Source organism: Methanosarcinales archaeon Met12 (assembly GCA_002813105.2).
GTDB lineage: Archaea > Halobacteriota > UBA148 > UBA148 > JAJOKI01 > JAJOKI01.
On record CP017966.2, the window covers coordinates 200400 to 226207 of the forward strand.

Genomic DNA, 25808 nt, shown 5'->3' on the forward strand with positions numbered 1-25808 from the left:
AAACCAAGAAAATGTCCTGAGTGCAATGCCAAGGATGATTTTGTAAAAGCATAAAAGTGGGTGCGGTTTCATTCAGCAAAATCTCTGCTGGACAAGGGGTTTTTTAACATCGAGCATCTCCTTTGCCACCTGCTCAACAGCACCTTTGTATTCCTCTGGCGCATATACTCCCAATTTCCAATTATCCCACTGCACATCTACCAGTATATTCACTAAATGTGATGCCTCGTCCAGCCGCTTCATCTTGCCATTGACCAGTATCTTTGCCCTCATCTCGATTATTTCCGGTCGCCTGGGGATGTCCAATAATACATATCCTTCCTGGACGCCTGCCTCTTCTGCGATTTCGTTCTCGATTTTTTCCGTTTGCCCCCTCAGCATTAGCATCTTTTCGACGTTTACCATGTCCTTCCCGACGTACAGCGCGCGTTTGAACAGCCTTCGCTGATCAATCCGTGCGATGATATCGCGTGAATATCCCTCCGAGCTCCGCAGTGTCATTATCAGTTCATAATCGTCCATCTCTCTCAGCATAGCCGGTTCCAGTCCTGCTCGGAGTAATGCCTCAACAGCATGCACCAGCATAGCCTCGCCAATCCTGCTCACATGATGATAATAGACGGTAGGGTGCATTAGAAAGCGCGACACCAATAGGGATTCTACGGCCTGTAGTCCTCCCTCTCCCACCACCAGATTTTGGTTTTGAATCTCCATCTCATGTATCAATCGCACATAGTCGATGACCCCATATGCGACGCCTGTATAATGGGCATCTCTAGTCAGGTAATCCATTCTGTCCACATCAAGCTCGCTGTTTATCAACTGCCCATATGCCGTTTCACCTTTGATGAGTTGAGCTATATGCGCAGGGTCCAGCGAATGTGCGTCTAATACTTCTGCGATCGTGCTATTTGAAATCAATTTTTCCACATCGTCATGACTCCTGCCCGTATGTTGAATTATCAGTCCTTCCATGGCATGAGAGAATGGCCCATGCCCAACGTCATGTAGCAATGCAGCCGCCCGAACTTCACCTCTATCCTTGCCAGCGACGTCCAACTGACCCAAGAGCTGGTCTGCCAAATGCAGCGTGCCAAGCGAGTGCTCGAACCTGGTGTGATTTGCGCCTGGATAGACGAGATTCGATAGGCCCAACTGGCGAATGCGCCTGAGGCGCTGCATCTCGGGAGTGTCAATTAACTCGAGCGCGAGGTCATCAAGTAATATATATCCATGGATTGGGTCTTTGACGACTTTCATCGCATATAGTTAGTGCTCCATATTATAACGTTTTTCTGATGGTGAGGTTGTTGCAAAAATATTAAACCCTTGCCATCCAATTTGAACAGGTGAAGTGGCTGAGCAGAATCTTTGGCAGAGAGAAAATACCAACTACAATCGCCTTCGATGGAATATACGCCTGGCTGGACACGGCATCGGGAGCACTATTTCCTGGCTTGAGCACAACTGCCAGCCGGTTGTATGAGGAGATGAAGGATGTGCGGGATAGACTTGGGCAAAACACCTCCGAGCTTCGGGATGCCGAGCCAGCTGAACATATACCCGCCCCCATCGCAAAATCGGGATTGACCGCCCGCGATAAGATGGTGAAACATCTCAATTCCATGGTCGAAAAGATGTCAATCCCGACTCAAACAGATTATAAAACGGTTTTATCATTTCATAGGACGACGACCTCCAGCATGGAATTTACACTGGCGATGCCGCGGAGGAATATCTATTGTGTTAGGTCACTGTTTCCTGATGAGGTTGAGAAGGTCTTCTCAAATCTCGATCGACTGAAAACGCTTCTTAACCAGCTTATCGCACCTCTCGCGGAAAAAGAAAGTCAGATCATAGGTCTGGAGAAGGTGCCAGAGATAGTACGAAGTGTAAAAGATATAAAATCCACAATAGAGAGAGAAAAAGAGGTGGTCGACAATCGAGAAAAGGAGGTATTCGCACTCGAAAAGAGACTTGAAGCGGATAAGGAAAGAATGAGATTACTTGAAGAAGGTGAAGAGTGGACGCGGTTCAAAGAGCTAGAAATCAAATTATCTTCGTTAGAAAAAGAGTTGAACACGCTCGAAGCGAATTTAGCCATGCTTTTCTCACCGATTGACAAGGCGCTCAAACTCTTAAAGAGGCAGGATGAAACTGGGCGGCATACCCTCGCTCTTGGAGAGAGAAGGGCGTTATCATCGATATTATCCTCGCCGATTCATGCACTCGATGGAGATGTTGATGATTTTCTTCGCACTCTACGGAGTATCATCGAAGGAGACGTCCTCCCTCTAAAAGGGCGAGGACGAGAGAAGGCAGTGAAATGGATAGACCATCTGTTAGATGCTGAAATATCTTCTATCAAGGGGCGTCACGATTCACTGCAGTTGGATATCAAAGAGATTAAAGGCCGACTCTCAAATACAACGATACTCAAGGATAGAAGGGAAATCGAACGAACAATCGTTTCAACTGAGGGACAACTCGCCCAATTACGAGAAGGGATAGAGCGCTCTAAAAGGCACATAGATTCGTTGGAAAAGAACCTCGCTGGTGAAGTAAGGCGGTTATTAGAGGCTCTGGAGAATATTGCGGGCAAGAAAATCGATGTTGAATTCGACTTTAAAACAGTTTAACAAGTTAGATAAAATCGATTAAAAAACAATCCTGCAGTTTCACTTAGAAAAACTTAAGTATACCGTTTATATATACTGTATTACAGTGACTTGGATGAGCCAATTAATATCGGTGAGATTGCCTGAGGACATACACACTGAACTAGATCACCTCTCAAAAGCAGAGGACAAAGACAAATCGGCGATAATAAGAGAACTATTAACCAGAGGAATCAAAGAAAAGAGATTGGATAAAGCCATCGAGTTATACAGCCAAGGAAAAATCACCCTCTGGAAAGCAGCAAGGACGGCAGACGTATCCCTCTGGAAAATAATCGAGGTTCTCAGGGAAAAGCATGTCGAACTTCAATACGGGCCAGAAGAACTCAAAGAAGACCTAAAAGCCTTAGAGGAGTCCCCTTGAGAGTAGTTTCTAACTCAACCCCCCTGATATATTTAGCCAAGACGAACAAGCTATCATTGTTAAGAGAGGTTTTCAAAACAGTTATTATCCCGCGCGAGGTTTTCAATGAAGTGGTAGTAAGGGGCAGAAAGGAAGGTTATTCTGAAGTTGTCGCAATAGAAGAGGCGATACGAGGCAAATGGTTGCAGGTCAAAGATGCAAAAGTTGACCTTAAACTCTTTGAGATCGCTAGAGAGATCGATAGAGGTGAGGCCGAAGCTATCTCTCTGGGCAGAAATATAAAAGCGGACTTGATCTTGATCGATGATGCCACTGGGCGAAAGGTAGCCGAGAGCCTCGGGCTGAATGCAAAGGGAACCCTATACGTGATTCTACGTGGATTGAAGAAAAATGTGCTCTCAAAAAAGATTGCAAAAGACTACATTCTCGAGCTGGCCTCATCAGGATTTAGATTATCGCCTGAGGTTCTTGGAGGAGTTCTAAGGGAAATTGAAAAAATAAGGGATTAACTATCTAAATAACAAAATTGAATGTATTTTTTGACATTGCCGAGCGTCCCATGGAAGTCAAAATCATGATAATACTCTCTGGTGGAACTGGAACTCCAAAGTTGTTGAATGGTTTGAAGCGAATAATCCCCCAAGAAGAGATAACTACAATCGTGAACACTGCCGAAGACAGGTGGGTTTCTGGAAATCTGGTGTGCCCTGATATTGATACGGTCCTTTATACATTCGCAGACTTGATCGATGAGAGCCGATGGTGGGGCATCAGAGATGATACATTCTACACGCATGAAGCGCTGAAAAAATTAGGATATCATGAATCGATGAAATTGGGGGATCAGGATAGAGCGACACATATCATTCGTTCTGAGTTGATCAAGAATGGCTATACGCTGACACAATCCATATACGAACTAAGATATCTGTTTGGAATTACGGCTAAAATATCGCCGATGAGCGACGATCCAGTTGCTACGATGATTCTTACGCCAGAAGGGGAGATGCATTTCCAGAACTTCTGGATCACGCACAAGGGAAAACCAGAGGTATTGGATGTCAGATTTGTAGGTCTTGATAAAGCAGAGCCGACGCCAGAGGTGATGAATGCACTAAAGTCCGAGGATACGGTAATCATCGGCCCGTCCAATCCCATCACCAGTATTGGACCAATCCTAAGATTGAAAGGCATCAGGTCAATGCTGCAAAAAAAGAGAGTGATCGCCATATCTCCAATCGTTGGAAATAATCCTGTGAGCGGCCCTGCTGGAAAGCTCATGACTGCAAAGGGTTATGAGGTCTCATCTGCTGGTGTTGCACAGTGCTATGCTGATTTCCTAGATGTGCTAGTGGTTGACCAGAGGGATAATTGCGTTCCTCCAGATGTTAGGGTGGTGAAGACGGACACGATGATGGGCTCTGTGGAGAAAAGCATAGAACTGGCAAGATTTATTGTTGGATTAACATGGGGATGATTTGGAAGTGAAGAATAACGAAGAGTATTATCAGCATATAAAGAAATATGGGAAGCTGGCCCATATATATGATCTGTTCACCTTTCACATACGAGGAATAAGGGAGAAGGTCGTGGACATCGTTGAATTAGAAAGGAACTCAAAAGTATTAGATGTCGGTACTGGAACAGGTGCCCAAGCGTTAGCGTTTTCTAAGAGAGGTTGCTCAGTGGTTGGAATTGACCTATCCAAGGATATGCTAAGTGTGGCAATGTTGAAATCTCGGATCCGTGAAAAGGGAGATGGCGCAAATGTCACATTCAGCCTATCAGATGCCGCCAATATGCCATTTAAGGACGATTCCTTTGATATCTGTTGTATCTCTTTCGCCCTTCATCACATGCCGATAGAGGTCGGGAAGAGGGTTCTGAAAGAAATCATTAGGGTGACCAAGGGAGACGGTTGCATAATTATCGTCGATTACGCTTTATATAAAGAAATGAACAAAATCAAGCGATGGTTGTTTCTGCGGTTGGCATCACTTTTTGAATCGAAGTATTTTAAGGAATTTATCCAATTGGATTTTGAGGATTTGGTCGAGAAATCTAAGCTCAAAATAGAAATGCAGATTTCAGTAATGCTGGGATTTGCAAAAATCTCGAAATGCAAGATAAAAAAGTGAGGGTTGAAGTTGAAGCGCACGGGAATTACAAATCTCCCATTGCACAGGGGAAAAGCTCCAAGATGGCTATTTGATAGAATGGTCAGATTGGCAGGAGGCATCACTGAGGTCGTCGTATATGAATATGGACAGGAGGAATTCTTAAGGCGAGTTGCAGACTCTTACTGGTTTCAGGCGTTCTCCTGCGTCCTTGGTTTTGATTGGCACTCGTCCGGGACGACTACCACGACATGCGGCGCCCTAAAGATTGGCACTCGATTCCGAAGAGCTTGGCATTAAAGTCGCAGGCGGCAAGGGCAGAACATCGAGAAAGACGCTTGCTGAGATCGAGAAGACAGCGGATTTGTTCACTTTATCCACAAGCGAGATCGAAAAACTAAAGTATTCGAGCAGGATGTCAGCCAAGGTCGACAATAGTTGCGTCCAGGATGGATACCAGCTCTACCACCATTGTTTTATATTTACCGAGAAGGGGGAGTGGGTAGTTGTACAACAGGGCATGAACGACAGATATGCAAGGCGCTATCACTGGCTATCTGACAACGTTGAGTGTTTTGTGGAAGAACCGCATACCGGTATTTGCTGCGACAGGGTTGAAAACATGACTCTGGATTTGACCGCCAAAGAGAGTTCTGAGACGAGAAAGACGAGCCTTGACCTGATTAGAGACGACCCTATGCACCTGATAAAATATTTCAAACCCGTAAAGCAGAAACTGCTCACAGAATTTCAACAGCTGTCGATGCCAGTTCATCATCCCATCCTCGACATCGACATTACCGAACGAGGGATGAAAACGCTGCAGAAGGCATACGAGATACAGCCGGAGAGCTATGAAGAGCTGGTGTCGTTGAGAGGGCTGGGGGCGAAGAAGATGAGAGCGCTTGCGCTGATCTCCGACCTGGTATACGGTACGCGCCCGAGTTGGAAAGACCCAGTAAAGTACAGTTTCTCTCATGGAGGCAAGGATGGTCATCCTTATCCCGTCGACAGAGCAGTTTATGACAACTCGATTCAGATGTTAAAGGATGCGGTAGAAGGAGTTAAATTGGACGATAAAGATAGATACTATGCCATCAAGAGGCTAAGAGAGTTTTGTGTGGTGTGATGAAAAAATAACGATGGAAATAGCTATTTTTCCATATTGTCTAATAGCGGTGCATCTGGGTTATCTTTTTCTACATATGTAAATAATTAGTTTTTCAATAAAAGTGATGTTGATGAAAATAGGGCTCATAGCAGATACACATTCTAATCTACCTGCGCTAAAAGCAGTGCTCGATGTCATCGATGTAGACCAAATCTTATGTGCTGGCGACATCGTCGGATATTATCCCTACCCCAAGGAGGTCATTGAGACTGTGAAGAGACACAAAATCATTTCGATCAGGGGGAATCATGACGTTGCAGTGCTAACCGGAGACACGTCCTGGTTCAATCCAATTGCCGCCTCTGCAATCGAGTGGACGCGCGATAACATTTCCCAGAGTGGGATGAAATTTCTTGAAAAACTTCCGGCGCAGCTCATGTTCGAGGACGTTACCATAGTCCATGGCAGTCCACATGATCCAAATGAATACGTATATCCAACAACATCGCCTGCCAAACTGGAAAAATTTTTGGATCAAGTGAGCAAAAAGGTCTTAGTTCTTGGTCATACGCATGTTCAATGGAGTTTCGAGCTCGGAGGCCGAAAAATAATCAATCCTGGGGCAGTGGGACAACCGCGTGATGGAAATCCAAAGGCAGCTTATGCTATCTTTGATACAAAGTCGGAAGAATTTACGATGCACAGAATTGAATATGATGTCGAGGAAACGGCATCAAAGACGCTCGAAGTTGGGCTGCCTCAGCACATGGCACGTCGCCTGTTCTTTGGCCTATAACTCTGCTCCAATGAGTGTTCTTGTCTTTGCAACGCCTTTGACCTTCTGAATTCTATCCAGTACCTTCGCTGCAGACTCCCTCAGGTCTACCGAGTCCGCTATTACCAGAAAATCGAACTCGCCGAACAGTGGATGTACCTCTGCGTTGATCTTTTTGAGCCCTGCATAGACGTCTCTCGCCTTGCCACTTTCGGCGTTCACAAACGTAAATGTCTTTACCAAATCCTTTCACCTCCTTTTTTAATCCTACTGGGCTTTCTCCACTTATACTCTTTTTCCATCGGATAAATAATTACGCAAGATATTTGTGATTATGCGTCAACTCTAAGGATAGTGGTCGTCATGAATCCTAAATACATCGCCAGATGTGCTCAAATCGCCATGCTCTTGGAGGTGTCCGCCACGCCAAAACCAGGCAACGTCGACAGGGACCATGATTTTGCTGACCTTAGATACGAGCATTTTTTGGCTTCTGCAATTGGAGTTGGACATGTGTTCGAGAGGGCGGCCGTGAACGATAATAAAGTCGGGTCGCTGATTAGGGAAGCCGTCGAGGAAAGTGCAAAATGGAACGGCGGCAGAAACACTCATTTCGGCACGTTTCTTCTGCTGGTTCCGCTGATAGTGGCAGCTGGCAAAGGTGATGTCCGTGCAGTAAATGATGTCGTGCGCAATACCACCGTCGAAGATGCTATCGAGCTTTATAAGGCATTCAAATGCGTTGATGTATATTTGGAGGACATTGACGATTTGAATGTGAAGGACGCAACTTCGGTCGACGAAATTAGAAGGAGAGGATTGACGCTGTACGATATTATACAGATATCTGCCGAGCACGATGGAATCGCGCAGGAATGGGTGCGCGATTTTTCAAGGACGTTAGCCGGTGCCAGAATGCTGGCGGAAAAAGCGAAGGAGATGAGCATGAACGATGCCATTGTGCATAGTTATCTCGCACTTCTCGCCGAGCGGCCTGATACCCTGGTTCAGAAGAAGTTTGGGTCATCTGTAGCAGAAGAGGTCGGCAGAAAGGCTTCTGCGGTGCTGAAAGAAAGAAATATAGATGCCATACGCCGATTTGATGATGAATTGATTCGGAGGAAGATAAACCCAGGCACCACTGCTGACATCGTGGCAGCCTCCTTGTTCGTGCACCTTCTGGAGGAATACGATGAGATTGCATGATTTCGGCATACTGGACGGCATATCAGAGGTCATTGCTACTACGATATCGAAGGATGGAAGACCAAATGCTGCGCCGATTGGCATAATCTCGGATGACATCATGCACGTGAGATTGTATCCTGATACGCACACATATTCGAACATCAAGGCGACGAAAAAACTTGTTGCTAACGTCGTGAACGACCCGTTTTTGTTTATGTTATCCGCACTGGGAGATTTAGGCGAGAGGGGGTTCTATGTAGTCGATGGGTTGCCGGTGCTGAGATGCGCAGACGCCTGGGCGTCATTTGAGTGCGAAGAGGATAAACGAGATAGTACTTTGATACATTTGCATCTTGTAAGGGGCAAGGTCATTCGAAAGAGAGTGCGGGCGATAAACAGGGGGGCTAACGCCGTAATCGAGGCGACGGTACATGCCACACGCTACGCAGCTACAAAGGATGAAAAATATCTGGAGTGGATTGCGCATTACGAGGGGGTCGTGAAAAAGTGCGGAGGGGCGCGCGAAAAAGAGGCGATGAAAAAGTTGAGGGAGTTCTTGAAGAAGTAGATATGGAGAATTGCTAACATCATCTGCCATTGTATACTTTGCCGCGGTGCCCGATTCGTAAGATTAGCACTCTCCCCTTGGTTTTAGTATAGATGATGCGATAATCGCCTTTATGCTCATTTTATGGGTACTCGTTTGAACTAAAACTTGAAATGGATGCCATTAAGAACGTTAAAAGTCATATTGAAGATTTGTAAATTCGTGAAGGAATAGATATAGAGGATTGCGAGCATCGTCACGTGCTCTTGTATTCAGTTTGCAAGGATACTTTTCTCGCTTATTTTATCCGTCTCATCGGCACGCCACAGCAGTAAGGTACTGCCTTCGGCCCCTCATCGAACTCGATGATACTACAGTTGCATCCATCTTCTTCGCATACGCATTCGTATTGGATCGGTTTTTCTGCAACTTCACATCCGCATCCTTCACACATATTTTTCACCTCCCTTGTATTAATACTGCTTAAGAGGCATATAAATCATCTCGTTGTTTATTATAAATCTCCCGATGCTCTACGTAACCTGTCCATAATCGCCCTGCCCAATCCAACCTCTGGAACAGGTTCAGCATAGATAATGTCCAAACCCGCTGCATCTAACCTGTGAAGCTGGGTAAAGAAATTTGCCGCCGCCTCCCGCAAATCCCCGTGAGAAGAAAGAACTTCTACTGCTTTATATGGCAATTTCTTTTTTGGGTACGTAAATGCCAGGAGCCCTACTTGTTTCCCTTGCACCATATCAAACCCCACCTCTTTTAGAATCTTGATGGGAGTTCGCGGCGAGTAATGGCGAGGCAGCTGTCCAGGTGAACGTGGCTTTGAAGAATCGATTGTAGAAAGTTTTATCTTGCCTATCACCGCCTCTATCTCTTCAAGGGACAGTCCGCCTGGCCTGAGGAGAATGGGTTCGGCTTCTGTGAGGTCTATGACCGTGGATTCCACGCCAATAGGACATTTTCCACCATCCAGTATCATATCAACCTTTTCTCCTATCTGCTCCTTCACATGCTCTGCAGTTGTTGGACTTAAATAGCCAAAAGGGTTGGCGCTTGGAGCAGCTATGGGCACCTCTGCCTTTTTAATAAGGTTTAAAGCCACTGGATGTGCCGGCATCCGTATAGCCACTGTTGAAAGGCCCGCCGTTACGATATCTGGCACGACTTTTGATTTGAGTAGGGTTATGGTAAGCGGTCCGGGCCAGAACCTTTCAATGAGTTTTTCAGCCTTTTCATTTGGCGAATGGCATAAGCGTTCGACCTCTAAAAAATCCGCTATATGCACTATCAGCGGATCGAATCGAGGCCTGTTCTTTACTTCAAATATTCGGGCAACTGCCTGTGGATTCAGCGCATCTGCTCCAAGTCCGTATACCGTCTCCGTGGGAAAGGCTACTAAGCCGCCTTTTCGTATGATATCGCCCGCGTCCTGTAGGGCTTTTGGCGTAGCCTTAACAACGTTTGTCATCGACATTTAGCGCCTCTTTTATATCCTTCAATAGCTCCTTCAAGGTGGGCAGGTCTTTAAACCACGTCCTCTGGGTCACCTCATTTGTGACGGCGCAATAAATCTGAGAGATTAGAAGTTTTAGCATTTCGGGAAGCGGCTCTGGACTAAGCTCACACGTCTCCCTCCAATGTTGCCTGTCCTTCTTTTTAGCCTCCTCAACCGCATGGTGCCACTCTGTCTTGCGGTAGTAAATTCGGGCTATCTCCTTGCTGACAGGGGTTCCGTCGAATGTAACACGGCACTCATCCAGGGTTCCAAGGACGTCGACCAGCATAAAACATCGTTTTAAATCAAAACCCAATTCTACTTTTCCGTCTTCGTTTACCAGCCCAATCTTTGAAAACTCCTTTGTAATAAGGTCGTTGACATCGATCACAATCCCCTCTATCTCAAGGATTTCGTCATCACTCAAACCTGCTATACTGCGAGCTCTTTCACGAGTGAGGTATCTATCCGTTATCTCCAGTTTGGTAGAATAATCCAAAAAGGGAGAATCCAGTTTCTGGTTTGGCAAGGGCATGCTGGAAAGGTTCAGGTCAGCAGGGCATATTTCTCCGTCTTTGAGGCGCCTGAAAACACTGCTTCCTGCAGGCAAAAAATTTCTGTAAATTACCTCAAGGGGGACCAGAAAGCCGCCTTTCTCTTCCCGGTAAACGGAATAATCATAATCAGTGTCCTGGAGTTTGGGGCTTATCACGCGCAGGAGCTTGATTTCAATTTTATTTGCTGGCCTCTTGACATCCGAAAGCCTTTTCACCTCGCCATCTTCCACAATACCCAGGTAGTGGGTGGAAATATCCATCTCCTCAAGTTTTTCAAAAAAATAGGCGCCCAAAAGAGCAATCGCCTCTCCTTTGTATGGTATGTGGTCAGGCATCTCTCCCCAATCAAAGACCGAATATCTATCTGAAAAGTGAAACCTTCCTACACCCATCCTCTCTTTTGTCGGCTCCATCAGAACTTCCAGATCTTTCACACTCCCCAACCCAAATCACCTCTCAGTTATTTATCTCACTTTAAACCCGACGCCGAGCTCATTAGCGACCCTCTCGCACTCTACTATGTTCGCATATCCCTCAACGACGCTCACTCGGACTTCTGGAATATGTTCCTTGCACTCTTTGATGAACTCAATAATTTTTTCATATGTCGCCCTCCCAAACTTTGGTCTGCACATCTCAAAGTATTTCTTTGGGTTCTCCGCATTCATGCTTATGGAAATGGAGTCCACTCCAGCGTCTTTAAGCTCTTTTGCCACATTTCGATTGGGATAGAGCAATTTGGCCTGTCCGTTGGTGTTCACCCTCACCTTTAGGTCTGGATATCTCTTTTTAATAGCTCCTGTCACTTTCAATATAGTATCCAATCTAATCAATGGCTCTCCATAGCCGCAAAAGACGATTTCTTCGTACGTAACATCATCAAGTTCTTTGGACAATTCTCTGAGAATCTCATCCGCTGAAGCCTCGCTTTGTAGCCAGAGAACACAACCGCCCAGTCCTCTCGTAAATTTCCTGACGCAAAAAACACAGTCATTGGTGCACTCATTTGTTATGTTCAGATATAATGAATGCTTGTATCTATAAACAACCGCACCTTTAGCCGACGCTGCTATCATAGATAGTCCTTCCCCTGCACATGACTCTCCAAACATTTCTCGCATCCGCCCTATGAACGATCGCCGAGACCGCATCACCCAATGGACTCATATTTCTATGTGGCCTGAGGAATAGAAGGTCAGCCCGTTTTCCCTCCAGTATCAAGCCTGAGTCCAGACCCAATATCTTTGCTGGATTCAAGGTGACCATTCTAAGTATATCTTTCGCTGAGATCGTCCCTGAATCCTTGTGAACATGGCTGATGATTCTCGAGAGAAATTCCATCTCCCGAAAAAGGTCGGGTGAGTTCAACATGACATTGTCGGTTCCCAGAGCGACCAAGACGCCTTTCTCCAGAAAATCCATGATGGGCGGCACTCCAACTCCAAGGAGGGCATTGCAACGGGGACAACATACTATAGGAATGTTTTTTTTGACAATATGCCTCACGTCATCTTCAAGCGGGTTGGTCACGTGGACAAGAAAATCAGGGTTTAATTTCACCGCTCTCTCAACCTCTGTTTTTCCTGTCAGCGCAAGAGAACGCTGTTGTGAGGGCATGTGCTCTGCAGCATGAAGCGCCAGAGGTAGTCCCAGGTCTGCAATCTTTTCGAGCGTGGCATCTGAAAACTCTCCCACGCCACTCAACCCGATTCCGTCGCATTCCATGGCACGTCCATGTACATCATCGACGATAGAAGGACCGGGCTTATTTGTTGCCACGTCATCATCCACCTGCACCATGGTAGGCTCATAATATATTTTCGCTTCTTTGTTTGCCTGTTTGGACAACACAGGGTCATTCGAGAACTCGCAAAAATAGGTTATCCCGTTGGATATCATCTCACGAACGGCACCGCGAGCCGCAGCAACGAGTTTTGCTTTTGGCGTGCTCCTCAGGATTTTTTGTTTATAGCCATTGGGAGGTCTTACCAGCTCATCCAGCGTCATACCTGCACCGCTCTCCTTTGCAATGGAATCGAGAAGGTGGACATGAGCATTGATGAGGCCCGGCATTATTATGCAGTTCTCTGCATCCATATCGCCTCTGATGTCGCCCTCGCCAACCTCAGATATCAGTCCATCTTCGACCTTGATGTACCCGCGAATCAGCTCGAAGTCCGCGCCATAAAGAATTCTTGCGTTGTAGATTATCATTATATATTGAGTAGTACAGTATATCATTATAAATTGGTATCGCGGTTAAAATGTCCACAATAGATTATATGCAATCTAACTTAATAAAAAGTCGTATAATAGTGGGTTATTTTTGAGTTGACACTTAGAAAAACATTAAATAGAAATAACAAGTTTAATTGTATATGGTAGAATTTTTGAATAGTTCGGCGATTAGTTATCATTTAGAGAATCTCATTAAAAATGCAGGTGTTAGTTTATTTCTTATTAGCCCTTATTTAAAATTCAACTCAAGAATAAAACAGATATTAGATGAAAAAAATAGACTTAGGTTAGACATTCGGATTATTTATGGAAAAGCAGATTTACAAACAGAAGAAAGTAAATGGCTTAAATCTATGGATTCAATAAAAGTTCTATTTTGTAAAAATTTACATGCAAAATGTTATATTAATGAAAAAGAAGCAATTATTACTTCAATGAATCTTTATGATTTTTCTCAGCAAAATAATATTGAGATGGGTATTTACATTACCAAAGAAAATGACCCCAAATTATATCAAGACGTTCACGGGGAAGTAACTAGTTTAATTCGAACAAGCGAACATGTTTCAATTTCTATCGAGAAAGTTGAAACTAAGAAAAAAGGATTAGACAAAACTACACCTAACGAGAAACAATTGAAAAATAGAAATGGTCATTGCATAAGATGTGATGCTGACATAACACTTAATCCTAACTACCCATTATGTAAAAAATGTTATACCATTTGGAAGGAATATTCCGATCCAACCTATAAAGAAAAGTTTTGCCATATGTGTGGAAAATCTAATTCATCGTCGATGGAAAAACCAGTTTGTTATTCTTGTTATAAGTTATTATTATAAAAAAATAAACTTAGGTCAACCAATTCAAAAGCTCAAGGGGACGTTAAACTTTCGCTTCACCCCCTATATAACAAGGATATAAAGGTCCACTACGTTACACATTATTTCATACATGCGCCCTTGTCAGAGCTTAAACATAGCTCCGCATATCTCCTGAGATATCCCTTCACATTTCGTTCTCTGGGTTTCCAGCGCCGCAAGCGCATCTTGAGCTCTGACTCTTTTATGACTATGTCCAGTTTTCTGGCAGGAATGTCAACCTTAATCATATCTCCTTCCTCAACGATAGCAATCGGACCCCCATCTGCCGCCTCTGGTGCCACGTGCCCTATACATGGACCTCTGGTTCCACCAGAGAAGCGCCCATCAGTGACCAATAAGACCTTAAGCCCCATACCATAGATAGCAGAGGTTGGCGCTAGCATCTCGCGCATACCAGGACCGCCTTTAGGACCTTCATATCTGATAACGACAACATCTCCATCATTGATTCTACCATTCAGTATCGCATCTATTGAATCCTCTTCCGATTCAAAAACTCTGGCAGGCCCAGTATGCCTTAACATTTGCTCGTCGACGGCAGTTTGTTTTACCACGGCGCCATTCGGAGCTAAAGAACCCCTCAACACGGCAATCCCTCCCTCAGAATGAATGGGGGCGCTGAGGGGGCGTATAACCTCGTCATCGATCACCTCTACATCTTTTATGTTCTCCCCCACAGTCTTTCCCGTAACGGTGATGCACTCCAGATTCAGCAGTTCTCTCAGACGTTTCATCACTGCCGGAATACCGCCTGCCCTATCCAGGTCCAACATAGTATAGACTCCTCCTGGACGCATATTGCAGATGTGTGGCGTCTTCCTACTGATTTTATCGAATGAGTCTAACGATATTTTTATGTCCGCTTCTTTGGCTATCGCGAGTATTTCCAGCACATCATTGGTGGAGCCAGCAGTCGCCATGGAAACCCTCATCCAGTTCTCAAATGCATCATAGGACATGATGTCCCGTGCGGTCACGTCATCTTTTACCAGCGACACGATCCGTTTTCCACTCTCTCTGGCAATTCTCAGCTTACTAATATCTATAGCATGAGCGGTTGCACATCCTGGCAGAGATAATCCTAAAGCCTCTACGCCACATGCCAGTGTATTGGCGCTGAACATCCCAGCACAACTACCGGCACCTGGACATGCGCAATCTTCGAGCTCCTTCAGGTCATCTTCGCTTATTTTGCCGCCCTTGAGCTTGCCTATGGCTTCAAAAACAGATATTATGTCGACGTTCTCGCCTTTAAATACTCCGGAGTGCATTGGCCCTCCAGTTACAACTGCTGCAGGAATGTCCAGCCTGGCAGCCGCCATCAAATGTCCTGGGACGATTTCATCGCAGGAAGATATGAGCACCATTCCGTCAAACGCGTGTGCCCTTATCATTACCTCTATGGAGTCCGCTATGACATCTCTGGAGGGCAGAGAGTACCTCATTCCATCGTGCCCCATCGCCAGTCCATCGCATACCGCTATGGTGTGGAATTCAAATGGCGATCCTCCTGCGCTATGTATGCCCGTTTTCACGGCATCGGCAACCTGGCGGAGATGGATGTGCCCTGGCACAATCTCGTTCCAGGAGTTGACCACTGCGATAAAGGGGCGCTCTATGCCCTCATCCGTCACGCCGCATGCCTTTAGCAATGCCCGGTGGGGCGCCCTCTCAACTCCTTTTTTCATTATATCGCTTTTCATTGCACTCCTGTGATTAGTAGGGGTTAATCTTGTCCTAATGCCTAAAAGAGTTATGGTTTAAAAATCTTCGCCTATGTGGTACCGTAGAAAAATCGGTTGATGACCGTAAACCTCTTGGTAGGACCAATCGAAGACCCCATAGAATCCTTTTCAGAGATTTTTATATAGCGTCATGATTCATCAAACTTAATCAACTAACCTCATCCCTCCTCATTGGATATATGGGATGTATATACATATATATATTATGTAGATAAACTATTTATACCATGAAGTTTGTGATACCACTTGATGAATTAACTATGAACACAAAAATATTCGCAATATTAGCGACAATACTGATGCTGGGGACGCTGGCGATGCCGGTGGCCGCACAGACGAACGATGAGAAGACATACGAGATCGAGGAGTTGCTGTACGATCTTGAAACTGCTGTGACGGATCATAACGAGGCGGTGGCAGAGGGATATCCAGAAGATGCAGCCAACTACAAGAAAGACATTCTCAACATTCAAGCAGAACTTTTAGAACTGGGCGTGGAAGTAGAGGTAGTAATTGAAAATCCAATCAAGATCATTCCAAGATTTCCAATCCCATTTCCGTCTGGGGCAGTTAGAATATTTTTACCGCCCTGGGGATCAGGGGGTGTAGAAACGGTTGTCGCATAATGGAACGGCGTCTAAATTCGATGATGTATTCTCATTGATCCAAGTGATTGTGACCGCCTGCATAGTAGTGTATGTAATTTCCTTGTATCTTTTCCACTTAAGTTAAAACGAAACTTAATATATGTTGGAGTGGGGATAGTTGTAGTAAGCGGAATTATAAGAGTGGGCGATATAATTTTGGTAAATTTTTTGAACATACCTTGGCACTTACATTGGGCCATGATAGTTGCTTACGCGGCGACGATGGCGATGATAGTTCTGCCCTTAACAGATACCATATGCTCTTGTATATATAAAAATATGTAAAGGGTACTGTAGGAAAATCGGTTGATGATCGTAAACCTCTTTATAGAATCAACCGAAGATTTTATAGAACATACGATAGAAAAAGATAAATATAGCAGTTGGCATTGTCATATAGCCCGCCTTAACTCAGTCTGGTAGAGTGCGCGGCTGTAGTTTGATGGTGTTGAAATCCCTTCGGGCGAAGATGGTCTTTGATCATCTTCTGAAGAAAACACTTCTGCGAAGTGTTTTCGATTACAACTCTCCCAGTTCTTCGAACTGGGACATGTGCATGGCACGCATTACCGCGCAGATACCGCGATGTCCCCGGTTCGAATCCGGGAGGCGGGATCAGTCCTGTCGTCCTATTGAGCAATCGAGACTCCGCAAGGCGAAGGTATCCGAAGGATATCTTCTGAACGAAGGTTGCATAACCAACCCTCTGAATAAAATATTCCTATGGAGTACTTTGAAGTCGAGGATAGCGAATGTAGGATGCGGAGTCAAGAGATAAGTGTAAACCCTTTGCCCGGGTAGTGTAGCGGCCTATCATGAAGCCCTGTCGAGGCTTCGACTCGGGTTCGAATCCCGACCTGGGCGCCTCAATCTTTAGCCTCGATTGGCAAAACGATATTGTTATGAGAACCCATAGTATTATATATATGATGATTTCTATTTAGAATTGTTTGTAAGGTCAAAGGAGTGGCGCAATAATAATCCGCTCCCAAAAAAATAAATAAAATATAAAATGAGGGGATGAAAATGGAATCGATAATAGAAGAAGCTTTAAGGTATGCTGGAAAAGAGCAAGTGTGCAGAGAGTCCACAGACGCCGACGATGTTTTTGAGGAATTTGGGATGCCGCAGATTAAGGTTATAGGATGTGGTGGAGCAGGGAATAATACTATCAATAGACTATATCGCATTGGAGTCGCGGGCGCTGAGATAATAGCATTAAACACCGACAAACAGCATCTAAGCATAGTCAATGCAGACAAAAAGATTTTAATTGGCGGATCAATCACGAGAGGTCTCGGTGCTGGAGGATATCCAGAGATCGGGAGGCGGGCTGCTGAACTCGCGCGAGGGACGCTTGAAGAAGCTTTGAAGGGTGCCGATCTGGTATTCATCACCGCAGGTATGGGTGGTGGAACCGGCACGGGATCTGCGCCAATAGTTGCAGAAATCGCAAAAAAGCAGGGCGCAATAGTCGTTGGAATGGTATCGTCTCCATTTATGGTGGAACGAGCTCGATTGATCAAGGCAGAAGAAGGCCTGGAAACCCTTAGACGTGCTGCGGACACCGTGATCGTTCTGGACAATAACCGACTTTTAGCATACGTGCCGAATCTGCCGCTCGAACAGGCGTTCTCAGTGATGGACCAACTGATTGCAGATACTGTGAAGGGCATATCCGAAACGATAACACAACCATCGCTGATAAATCTCGACTTTGCAGATGTCAAGACCATCATGAGTTCTGGCGGGGTTGCGGTCATGGTGGTTGGCGAGACGAAGGGGCAGGGCAGGGCAGAAGCCGTGGTAAGCAATGCATTGGCTAATCCACTGTTGGATGTCGATTATCGAGGAGCAACTGGTGCTTTGGTTCACATTAGTGGAGGGACGGACCTAACACTGGGTGAGGCCGAAGAAATCACTAGATCGATCACATATGAACTCGACCCACGTGCAAATGTGATATGGGGTGCACGAGTCAACAAGGAATTTGACGGTAAAGTGCGAGTGATGGCCATCATGACAGGAGTTCAATCTGCGCAAGTACTCGGGCCACGCAACGCCAATGCGTCCGATGCCGTGTTTGGTCGCTATACGCCAAAACAGGAGAAGACCATTATCGATGTAATTCGATAGTGGTTTTTTATTTTTCAACTCAACATTTCCAGTAGCTTACATGCCTGACATGTGGTGTTAGTCGTTGGTTCACCGCAGATACTACACTGCCTGAGGTCTGCCTGCATCCATTCCCTTCTCAACGTCTCGGACATTTTTTCAAAACTTCGCATTAACGCGTATTTGGTGCCCGGGTGTTTTGTCTCAAAGTCGTTCAGCATCTCCCGTATCTCTCCCCTCATCGACCGGCCCGTATACGGGCATTCATCGAAGTTTACGGGCAATTCGTCGAGTAGTGCATAAAGGCCTACCTCTTTTTCTGGAATGTTTCTCAACGGCTTTATTCGCGGAATTAAACCTGGTTGAACTCTTGCTGGAACGAGTCTTGCCAGCCGATCGACATCACCGCGCAACAAATTTAGCAGTACTGCCTGTGCCTCATCATCCAGATTATGCCCTGTTGCCACTTTGGTGGCGCCCAACGTCTTGGCAGTCTTGTTTAATAAAACCCTTCTGAATACACCACACAGAGAGCATGGTGTTAGACCTGTCCCTTGCTCCATCATCTTATCCAGCGTTGCCCCATATTTCTCGACAAATGATACGATGGTGAGCGGTATCCCAATCGCTTTGCAGGCCTCTTTTGCTGTTTTGATCGTTTTTGCACGATATCCTTTGATTCCCTCGTCAACCAATATGGCAGTCAGCTGAATATCGGGGCGCTTGCCAAATAAGGACTCCAATATATGCAGCGTAACAATGCTATCCTTTCCCCCACTTAGTGCAACCGCGATGGTGTCGTTTTTTTCTATCATCCTGTACCTTCGGATGACGCTCTTGGTCTTGCGCTCGACATCGTCCTTGAAATGGCTCTTGCATAGGTGCATGCCAGAATATCGTTGATGAATGACTGCCGGACTGTTACACTTATCGCATTTCATCTGGTTCCCATATTTTTATCCGCTAAATCTAAAACGTCTTTAGCTTCCCTTCCACAACCATCTCCGTGATCTTCGTGATGTCTGATAACCGTTCATCGAACACGCCTTTGACCTTGGATTTAATCGATTTCATACTGGTGCCCTTTTCCAGTATGATTTGCGCGCTTGCGACCTTGGGGTTGTCGATCGACTGCCCGATTTGAGATAGAATGCGCACGTATATCTCCTCAATGCCATCGACGATTTCCACTACATCGTGTGCTATCTGGGTAGATAATAAATTATATATCTTGCCAACGTGATTTACTGGATTCTTGCCGCTGGAAGCTTCCATGCTCATCGGCCGATTTGGTGTGATCAACCCATTACAGCGATTGCCCCTGCCCACAGAACCATCATCACCCATCTCGGCCGACGTCCCGGTCACAGTGAGATACACAGAACCGGTCTCATAATTATCTCCTGTATTGACGGCCACCGATACATCGCGGTTGGTGTATTTTTTTGCGACATTCAAAATATATTCTGCCAATTCTTGTTTTATCGCCACATAGTGATCAATATCATCCACATATCTGGATACGAAACCGTCTGCAACCGTCAGGCTGATATTATCTCCTTTCCGCAACCCCATTACCTTGATATCCTCTCCAGTTGCCAATTGTTTTTTCCTAAAATCGTTCATCACAGCCCGCTCTACGTTATATACGATCATTTCGGTTTCCGATAAGGGAGCATGACCCACTCCGATGGATGTGTCATTTGCCTTGGGGATGCCGTCACGCTCAAAAATATTTACAAGGTCCACAGAGCCCTGCCCCAACCGCTGCTCTAAGACTATGTGTGATGGCTTTATATTTTTAATAGTACTTGTTAGATACTCTCCTGCAGCCTCAAGGGCGATTTCTCCAACAGGTATCTTTTCATTGCCGATGTATGCGGTGGCTCTACCGCTCAGCAGGATATACAACGGTTTTATCACGTCCCCTCCACCGTAGACAGGGGATGCCTCGCCGCCGACCAATTCAACTTGATCGGTATTATGATGCAATATCCTACCAAACCGCTTTAGATACTCATTCGATAGCGTACGGCTGACTGCCTCTGCGATTCCATCACATATCGAATCTGGATGGCCTATTCCTTTTCGCTCTACCAGCTCGATCTCCTGCCGTTCTACTGGCGTCTGGATAATATTTTCTATTCTGATATTCCTGTTCATCAAAACCTCTATATAGATACTGGATGTTATAAGTTGCGATAATTTAACTCCTGTGTGAAAATCGGATGGTTGGTGCGATTTCGGCGATTTGCAATCCATCCTTATATATTCTTACTATCCCGCCACTTTGAGATACTGTAATGGCGATCGCCTGCGTATCACGGGTTATCGCTGCTGCTGCGACATGGCGCCCTCCCAATCCTTTCTGGACCCGTATGTCTCTTGCATCGATATCTAAATATCTGCCTGCTGCCAAAATATGCCCGTCCTCACGGACGATAAATACTCCGTCTAACTGCGCAAAATTCTTGGCTGACTCCACATTATCAGGGATTGTTATATCTCTGTTTTTATCTTCATGTCCGTGATATGGATTAAGCGTCATCTGGTGCGACCGTTTGAGAACTTCATCCGAGTCTCCCAGAATAAAGGCAGTTCCAATGCGTTTGTCCTCTTTCCCTTCATATCCTATTTCCAGCGCCAGCCTCAAAACAGCCCGTATCACTTCTGGATTTGCTCTGTCTGCGCTTTTATCTATTTCCTTGATAACGCCCTCTCCTCTGACATCACATACTGTGATCGCGTCGAGTGAATTCCCTCCAACGATGCCGACCACCACATCATCCGCTTTGATACTCTCCTCAACATATGCGCCCAGGACGGCACCCCGCATTTTGTCGATTCTGGTGGATGCCCTAGAAAGCAGATTGATGACCAGATCATCACGAATGCCCTCAATGCCGCCTTCTATCTGGCTGATTACGACGGGAATCTTCGTCTTGAGGTCTTTTTGCACATATTTCTCATCGACGATGATGATTGCAGCGGCACCAATTTTATTTGCCAATCTAACTGCGGCTTTGCCAATCTCGAGTTTGATATCTTTTTTCTTCATCCCTCTCACTTGTTCTGATTGATTTGTTCTATTTTATGTTATATAGTTAAGCTATATAAGAAATGTGTAACATTATCACAATGAGGGCTGTGATTTTATGGACAGGACAATGGCAGAAAAAATACTTTCGGATAAACACGGGGCTGATGTCTCAACAGGTGACATCGTCATCGTTCCAGTTGATTTCGTATTCTCTCACGATGGCACCATGCCACTTGCGATTCAGCAAATGGAAGCTGGACTATCGACGCGTAAGGTATACGACCCATATAAAGTGGCCGGTGTGTGCGACCATGCATCTCCTTCCCCAAGCGAAAAAGCGTCCAATGTTCACATTTTCATGCGCAAATTTGCAAAGGAGAACAAAATGCCATATTTCTTCGAGAACGGCGATGGGATCTGCCATCAGATCGTCGTGGAGAAATTCGCCGCACCAGGGAAGATCATCATAGGGGGGGACAGTCATACGTGTACGCATGGCGCACTTGGTGCATTCGCCACCGGGATGGGGAGCACTGACATAGCTGCAATTATGGCATATGGCAAGACGTGGCTTAGAGTTCCTGAATCATTTAAAATTGAGGTGACAGGGACGCCACCAAAGCATGTGTACTCCAAGGACGTAATGCTGCACATAATTGGAGAGATAACCGCAGATGGTGCCACACATATGTCCATGGAATTTTTAGGGGATGCGGTGGATGCCATGAGCGTGGAATCCAGGCTGACGATGTCCAACATGGCCATCGAAGCGGGAGCTGTAACGGGCTTGTGCCAGGCGGATTCAAAGGTAAGGGCATTTCTTGAATCTCATAAAAGAGGGCAGGATTACAGACCACTCGCTCCTGACAAGAATGCGACATATGCCGATGAAATCATCGTCGAGGCCGAACAGATGGAACCGATGGTCGCATACCCGCACCGGGTGGATAACGTTGCCCCAGTAACGCAGTTTGAGGGAGTTGACGTCGACCAGGTGTGCATAGGTTCGTGTACCAATGGGAGGATGGAAGACATGCGCATCGCAGCTCAAATATTAAAGGGAAAGAAGGTGGCAGAAAATACGCGATTGGTCGTGTATCCTGCCAGCAGAGATATTCTGATTCATGCGATGGAGGAGGAGTTCATAAAAACCATGGCAGAGGCGGGTGCTGCAATCTGCCCCCCTGGATGCGGCTTTTGTATAGGGAGAACCGTGGCACTTGGGGACGGCGAGGTTGCATTATCTACCCAGAATAGAAACTTTAAGGGCAGAATGGGCAACGACAATGCAGAAATATATCTTTGCAGTCCTGCTACTGCGGCAGTCAGTGCGATAACGGGCAAAATAACCGACCCGAGGGACGTGGTGATATAGATGAAGCGCAAAGGAAAAATTCTGCGAATATTTCCAAAGGACACCAACACAGATGAAATCATCGCAGGGAAATACAAATACGATGAACTTGACCTCGAGAAGCTTGCAGTTCACACCTTTAAGTCGATCGATCCGTCATTTTATGCCGATGCCTCGAAGGCGAAGAACCCTTTGATAGTTGCAGCCACTAATTTTGGATGCGGGTCGTCCAGAGAACAGGCACCGCAAGTCCTCAAGACATGCGGTATCTCGTGTATAATCGCCGAATCTTTTGCGCATATCTTTTACAGAAACTGTTTCAACATCGGTCTGCCACTAATCGAGTGCAAGGACATGATAAAAAAAGTCGCGCAGGGAGATGTGGTAGTGGTCGACTTTGACTTGGGCGTAATCCGCAATATAACGAAAAAGGAGGAATACTGCTTCAAACCAATCCCGAGATTCATGCAGGAATTGCTTGAGGCAGGGGGCATTATGCCATATCTAAGGTCGCATGGAGGGTATCGTGACTAAAAAAGTGGCGGTAATCAGAGGCGATGGAGTGGGGCCAGAACTCGTCGATGTGGCTATTGCCATCTTAGATGCTACCGGTTCAGATATCGAGTTGATCATGTGCGATGCAGGCGCCGAATGGTGGGATAAACACGGTGGAGATTCGCTGATACCAGATGATACATGGAGCATACTTCAAGAGAGCGATTCATGTTTCAAGGGACCGACCACAACGCCAGGCGGGGCAGGGTCACCCAAGAGCGTGGCGGTTTCCATCCGCCAGAAGTTTGACCTGTATGCAAACGTCAGACCGATCAAAACATTTCAAAACACCCCGAAGCCGCTGGGCGATGTCGATTTTGTTTGCGTGCGAGAGGGGACCGAGGGGCTTTACAGCGGTTCTGAAACTCAGGTAGATGAGGACACATACGTAGCGCATAGAATAATCACGAAATCCGCATGCAGAAGGATTGCCAGATATGCATTTGATGAGGCGACCCGCAGAAAGTGGGATACCGTGGTGGCAATTCACAAAAGCAACATACTAAAACTGACATGCGGGGCATTTTTAGAGGCGGTCAATGACGTAGGAAAAGAGTATCCAGACATTGAGATATGGGATTACCATGTCGATAATATGGCACAGCAACTCATCAAGAATCCGCAACTTTTCAACCAGAAGGTTCTATTGTCCACCAATATGTTTATGGATATACTCAGCGAGGAGTGTTCTGCCCTTGTTGGAAGCATTGGCCTGATTTATTCAGCGAATATCGGGGACTCCTATGCGATGTTCGAACCCGCGCATGGGTCAGCTCCCAAATACAAAGGCATGGATAGAGTAAATCCAACCGCAACCATACTCGCAGGTGCGTGGATGCTCGATTATATGGGAGAGAAAGATAAAGCCGATGCGATCTTCAAGGCGACGGAAGAGGTAATTGCAGATGGCAAAAAGGTCACCTATGACCTTGGCGGAAACGCAAAACTCAGCGAGATGGCGGACGAAATCGCCAGGCGCATGGAATCGAAACCGACTAAATCGAAGATTTAGACGGAGCCATAATTCTTCGAATTGTGGCACTTTCCTGAACCAACTTACTCCTTCTCTTCTCCATTTCTACCAGCATCTTTTTTGACGATGGGCTCGAACATGAAGTACTTCTTAACATAACTCTTCAGCTCTTCATCGGATATGCATGAGCGTCTGGTTTCATCGTCATACAGTTTCTGAATATCCTGGTGAATGGCCTTTATGCGCATGTCATTTTTGTCAACTTTTGCATTAACATGCATCAGTTCGGACAGGGCGTCTTCAACCTTCATTCGTATTACTTCAGTTCCAGAGGAATCACCTATCAGCAGCTCCCTTTTCCCACCAACGAGCTCTGGTGGAAACGGCTCGTATGTAAATGGATTCTTGATAACCCCTGCTGTGTGGATGCCACTTTCATGGGCAAAGATATTCCTGCCGACTACTGCCTTATTTCTGGGAACCCTGATTCCAACTTCTTTCTCCATATATCTCGCAAATTCTACGAGGCATTTGAGGTTGTATTTCTGGAAACCCTCAACACGGTATGCCAAAAACAACAATATTTTCTCCAATTCTGCGTTGCCCGCTCTTTCGCCTATGCCCAAAAATGTCAGATTTGACCAATTGGCGCCATACCAGTATCCTGCCAATGTATTGGCTATGCCGAGACCGAAGTCATCGTGGATGTGTGTCTCTATGTTTACAACCCCTGCATCTTTAAGCCGCTTGATTATAGTTGGAATTCCATATGGAACATCCAGTTCAGGAAATGGTAATCCAAAGTTTAGCGTATCACAAATTCGAATGAGGATATCGGGGGACCTTTCTATAATCTGCTCAACAAGTGGAATCACAAATCCAGTCATATCTGCTCTTGTGATGTCCTCGAAATGACACCTAACTTTCAGACCGTGATCAATTGCATAGTCCAGCGCAGCTAAATATTTCTCTTCAGCCTCTTCCCTATTTTTTAAACTCATCTTGTCGAAGATGTGTACATCCGAGATGGACATCAATATCCCGATTTCTCCTATACCATCCATATTCAGGGCTAAATCTATATCCGCTGGAACTGCCCGCGCCCACGCCGTGACTTCCGGATGTTCATAGCCGCGATCCAGCATTTCTCTGGCTGCGACGCGGTCCCGTTTGTTATACAGGAAAGTTTCGATTTTCTCGATGCCGATTTCGTGCAGCCATTCATATACCTTCAGTCTATGGGACGTTTTAAACACGATGCCTGGCATTTGCGCTCCATCTCGTATGGTACTATCGCTTATTTTAACCTCGACGTCACCTGGTAACTTGATTTTTGGCATATCTTCATACGTTCTGTACATCATCTCATCACAATTACCTTAGAATGCACATAAAATTAACTAAGATAGC

Annotated in this window: 28 protein-coding genes and 2 tRNA genes; 18 read left to right on the plus strand and 12 right to left on the minus strand. The window is 45.7% G+C overall.

Annotated features, from left to right (window positions below):
- Nucleotides 1-72: 72 nt before the first annotated feature.
- A complete protein-coding gene (locus tag BME93_01385) occupies nucleotides 73-1260 on the minus strand; it encodes an HD domain-containing protein (protein ID ATZ60821.2) in 1188 nt (395 codons plus the stop codon).
- 89 nt (nucleotides 1261-1349) lie between these two features.
- Between BME93_01385 and BME93_01390 the strand changes: the two genes are divergently transcribed.
- The 8 genes from BME93_01390 (at nucleotide 1350) to BME93_01425 (ending at nucleotide 7066) form a co-directional block, all read left to right on the plus strand.
- Nucleotides 1350-2639, plus strand: coding sequence for a hypothetical protein (locus tag BME93_01390; protein WRQ72954.1), 1290 nt, complete (start codon nucleotides 1350-1352; stop codon nucleotides 2637-2639).
- Nucleotides 2640-2733: 94 nt separating this feature from the next.
- The gene (locus tag BME93_01395) at nucleotides 2734-3042 is read left to right on the plus strand and encodes a UPF0175 family protein (protein ATZ60822.2); all 309 of its coding nucleotides are present in this window, start codon (nucleotides 2734-2736) and stop codon (nucleotides 3040-3042) included.
- A complete protein-coding gene (locus tag BME93_01400; GenBank protein ATZ60823.2) occupies nucleotides 3039-3551 on the plus strand; it encodes a DUF3368 domain-containing protein in 513 nt (170 codons plus the stop codon). Before BME93_01395 ends, BME93_01400 begins: the two co-directional genes overlap by 4 nt.
- Before the next feature lie 65 nt (nucleotides 3552-3616).
- Nucleotides 3617-4519, plus strand: a complete 903-nt coding sequence (gene cofD / locus BME93_01405) for a 2-phospho-L-lactate transferase (GenBank protein ID ATZ60824.2) — start codon at nucleotides 3617-3619, stop codon at nucleotides 4517-4519.
- A 7-nt stretch (nucleotides 4520-4526) separates the two neighbouring features.
- The gene (locus tag BME93_01410) at nucleotides 4527-5180 is read left to right on the plus strand and encodes a class I SAM-dependent methyltransferase (protein ATZ60825.2); all 654 of its coding nucleotides are present in this window, start codon (nucleotides 4527-4529) and stop codon (nucleotides 5178-5180) included.
- Between the two features lie 9 nt (nucleotides 5181-5189).
- On the plus strand, nucleotides 5190-5459 hold the full coding sequence (locus BME93_01415) for a DUF763 domain-containing protein (protein ID ATZ60826.2): 270 nt from the start codon (nucleotides 5190-5192) through the stop codon (nucleotides 5457-5459).
- Entirely contained in the window at nucleotides 5428-6288 is an 861-nt protein-coding gene (locus BME93_01420) for a DUF763 domain-containing protein (GenBank protein ATZ60827.2), read from the plus strand. The genes BME93_01415 and BME93_01420 overlap by 32 nt, the downstream gene beginning before the upstream one ends.
- 112 nt (nucleotides 6289-6400) lie before the next feature.
- A complete protein-coding gene (locus tag BME93_01425; GenBank protein ID ATZ60828.2) occupies nucleotides 6401-7066 on the plus strand; it encodes a YfcE family phosphodiesterase in 666 nt (221 codons plus the stop codon).
- Here BME93_01425 and BME93_01430 read toward each other — a convergent pair.
- Nucleotides 7061-7288: a hypothetical protein gene (locus tag BME93_01430; GenBank protein ATZ60829.2), complete on the minus strand. Its 228-nt coding sequence runs from the start codon at nucleotides 7286-7288 to the stop codon at nucleotides 7061-7063. The two genes, BME93_01425 and BME93_01430, sit on opposite strands and share 6 nt — an antisense overlap.
- A gap of 120 nt (nucleotides 7289-7408) precedes the next feature.
- Here BME93_01430 and BME93_01435 point away from each other — a divergent pair, with 120 nt between their 5' ends.
- Nucleotides 7409-8251, plus strand: a complete 843-nt coding sequence (locus tag BME93_01435; GenBank protein ID ATZ60830.2) for a triphosphoribosyl-dephospho-CoA synthase — start codon at nucleotides 7409-7411, stop codon at nucleotides 8249-8251.
- Entirely contained in the window at nucleotides 8238-8801 is a 564-nt protein-coding gene (locus BME93_01440; protein ATZ60831.2) for a DUF447 family protein, read from the plus strand. The genes BME93_01435 and BME93_01440 overlap by 14 nt, the downstream gene beginning before the upstream one ends.
- Nucleotides 8802-9078: 277 nt before the next feature.
- Here the strand turns inward: BME93_01440 and BME93_01445 are convergent, their stop codons facing one another.
- The 5 genes from BME93_01445 to BME93_01465 are packed head-to-tail and all read right to left on the minus strand — an operon-like array spanning nucleotide 9079 to nucleotide 13061.
- On the minus strand, nucleotides 9079-9234 hold the full coding sequence (locus tag BME93_01445) for a hypothetical protein (protein ATZ60832.2): 156 nt from the start codon (nucleotides 9232-9234) through the stop codon (nucleotides 9079-9081).
- Nucleotides 9235-9294: 60 nt separating this feature from the next.
- A complete protein-coding gene (locus BME93_01450) occupies nucleotides 9295-10263 on the minus strand; it encodes an L-threonylcarbamoyladenylate synthase (GenBank protein WRQ72955.1) in 969 nt (322 codons plus the stop codon).
- Entirely contained in the window at nucleotides 10247-11281 is a 1035-nt protein-coding gene (locus tag BME93_01455; GenBank protein ATZ60833.2) for a phosphoribosylaminoimidazolesuccinocarboxamide synthase, read from the minus strand. Before BME93_01455 ends, BME93_01450 begins: the two co-directional genes overlap by 17 nt.
- 30 nt (nucleotides 11282-11311) lie before the next feature.
- Nucleotides 11312-11923 carry a TatD family nuclease-associated radical SAM protein gene (locus BME93_01460; protein ID ATZ60834.2) on the minus strand — a complete coding sequence of 204 codons (612 nt, stop codon included), beginning with the start codon at nucleotides 11921-11923 and terminating at the stop codon, nucleotides 11312-11314.
- Entirely contained in the window at nucleotides 11904-13061 is a 1158-nt protein-coding gene (locus BME93_01465) for an amidohydrolase family protein (protein ATZ60835.2), read from the minus strand. Before BME93_01465 ends, BME93_01460 begins: the two co-directional genes overlap by 20 nt.
- Before the next feature lie 164 nt (nucleotides 13062-13225).
- Between BME93_01465 and BME93_01470 the strand changes: the two genes are divergently transcribed.
- Nucleotides 13226-13927, plus strand: a complete 702-nt coding sequence (locus BME93_01470) for a phospholipase D family protein (protein ID ATZ60836.2) — start codon at nucleotides 13226-13228, stop codon at nucleotides 13925-13927.
- A gap of 101 nt (nucleotides 13928-14028) precedes the next feature.
- On the opposite strand, the gene ilvD is transcribed toward BME93_01470, so the two are convergent.
- Nucleotides 14029-15672 (minus strand): dihydroxy-acid dehydratase, encoded by a 1644-nt coding sequence (ilvD, locus tag BME93_01475; GenBank protein ATZ60837.2) that lies wholly within the window; start codon nucleotides 15670-15672, stop codon nucleotides 14029-14031.
- A 269-nt stretch (nucleotides 15673-15941) separates the two neighbouring features.
- On the opposite strand from ilvD, the gene BME93_01480 reads away from it, so the two are divergent.
- The 4 genes from BME93_01480 (at nucleotide 15942) to ftsZ (ending at nucleotide 18497) form a co-directional block, all read left to right on the plus strand.
- Nucleotides 15942-16340: a hypothetical protein gene (locus BME93_01480; protein ATZ60838.2), complete on the plus strand. Its 399-nt coding sequence runs from the start codon at nucleotides 15942-15944 to the stop codon at nucleotides 16338-16340.
- A 421-nt stretch (nucleotides 16341-16761) separates the two neighbouring features.
- A tRNA-Tyr gene (locus BME93_01485) sits at nucleotides 16762-16976 on the plus strand.
- 176 nt (nucleotides 16977-17152) lie between these two features.
- Nucleotides 17153-17225: transfer RNA gene (locus BME93_01490), tRNA-Asp, on the plus strand.
- A 162-nt stretch (nucleotides 17226-17387) separates the two neighbouring features.
- A complete protein-coding gene (ftsZ, locus tag BME93_01495; GenBank protein ID ATZ60840.2) occupies nucleotides 17388-18497 on the plus strand; it encodes a cell division protein FtsZ in 1110 nt (369 codons plus the stop codon).
- Between the two features lie 14 nt (nucleotides 18498-18511).
- Here ftsZ and BME93_01500 read toward each other — a convergent pair whose 3' ends face one another.
- From BME93_01500 to BME93_01510, 3 genes are read right to left on the minus strand one after another with little or no spacing between them, the layout of a single operon-like run.
- Nucleotides 18512-19417: a TIGR00269 family protein gene (locus tag BME93_01500; GenBank protein ID ATZ60841.2), complete on the minus strand. Its 906-nt coding sequence runs from the start codon at nucleotides 19415-19417 to the stop codon at nucleotides 18512-18514.
- Nucleotides 19418-19445: 28 nt separating this feature from the next.
- A complete protein-coding gene (locus BME93_01505) occupies nucleotides 19446-20639 on the minus strand; it encodes a methionine adenosyltransferase (protein ATZ60842.2) in 1194 nt (397 codons plus the stop codon).
- Nucleotides 20640-20682: 43 nt separating this feature from the next.
- Nucleotides 20683-21534 (minus strand): diadenylate cyclase, encoded by an 852-nt coding sequence (locus BME93_01510; GenBank protein ID ATZ60843.2) that lies wholly within the window; start codon nucleotides 21532-21534, stop codon nucleotides 20683-20685.
- Nucleotides 21535-21631: 97 nt separating this feature from the next.
- Here BME93_01510 and BME93_01515 point away from each other — a divergent pair, with 97 nt between their 5' ends.
- The 3 genes from BME93_01515 to BME93_01525 are packed head-to-tail and all read left to right on the plus strand — an operon-like array spanning nucleotide 21632 to nucleotide 24437.
- On the plus strand, nucleotides 21632-22891 hold the full coding sequence (locus BME93_01515) for a 3-isopropylmalate dehydratase large subunit (protein ATZ61725.2): 1260 nt from the start codon (nucleotides 21632-21634) through the stop codon (nucleotides 22889-22891).
- Nucleotides 22892-23404, plus strand: a complete 513-nt coding sequence (locus BME93_01520) for a 3-isopropylmalate dehydratase (GenBank protein ID ATZ60844.2) — start codon at nucleotides 22892-22894, stop codon at nucleotides 23402-23404.
- Entirely contained in the window at nucleotides 23397-24437 is a 1041-nt protein-coding gene (locus BME93_01525) for an isocitrate/isopropylmalate dehydrogenase family protein (protein ATZ60845.2), read from the plus strand. The genes BME93_01520 and BME93_01525 overlap by 8 nt, the downstream gene beginning before the upstream one ends.
- A gap of 44 nt (nucleotides 24438-24481) precedes the next feature.
- Here the strand turns inward: BME93_01525 and BME93_01530 are convergent, their stop codons facing one another.
- The gene (locus BME93_01530; protein ID ATZ60846.2) at nucleotides 24482-25762 is read right to left on the minus strand and encodes an isopropylmalate synthase; all 1281 of its coding nucleotides are present in this window, start codon (nucleotides 25760-25762) and stop codon (nucleotides 24482-24484) included.
- Nucleotides 25763-25808: the final 46 nt, after the last annotated feature.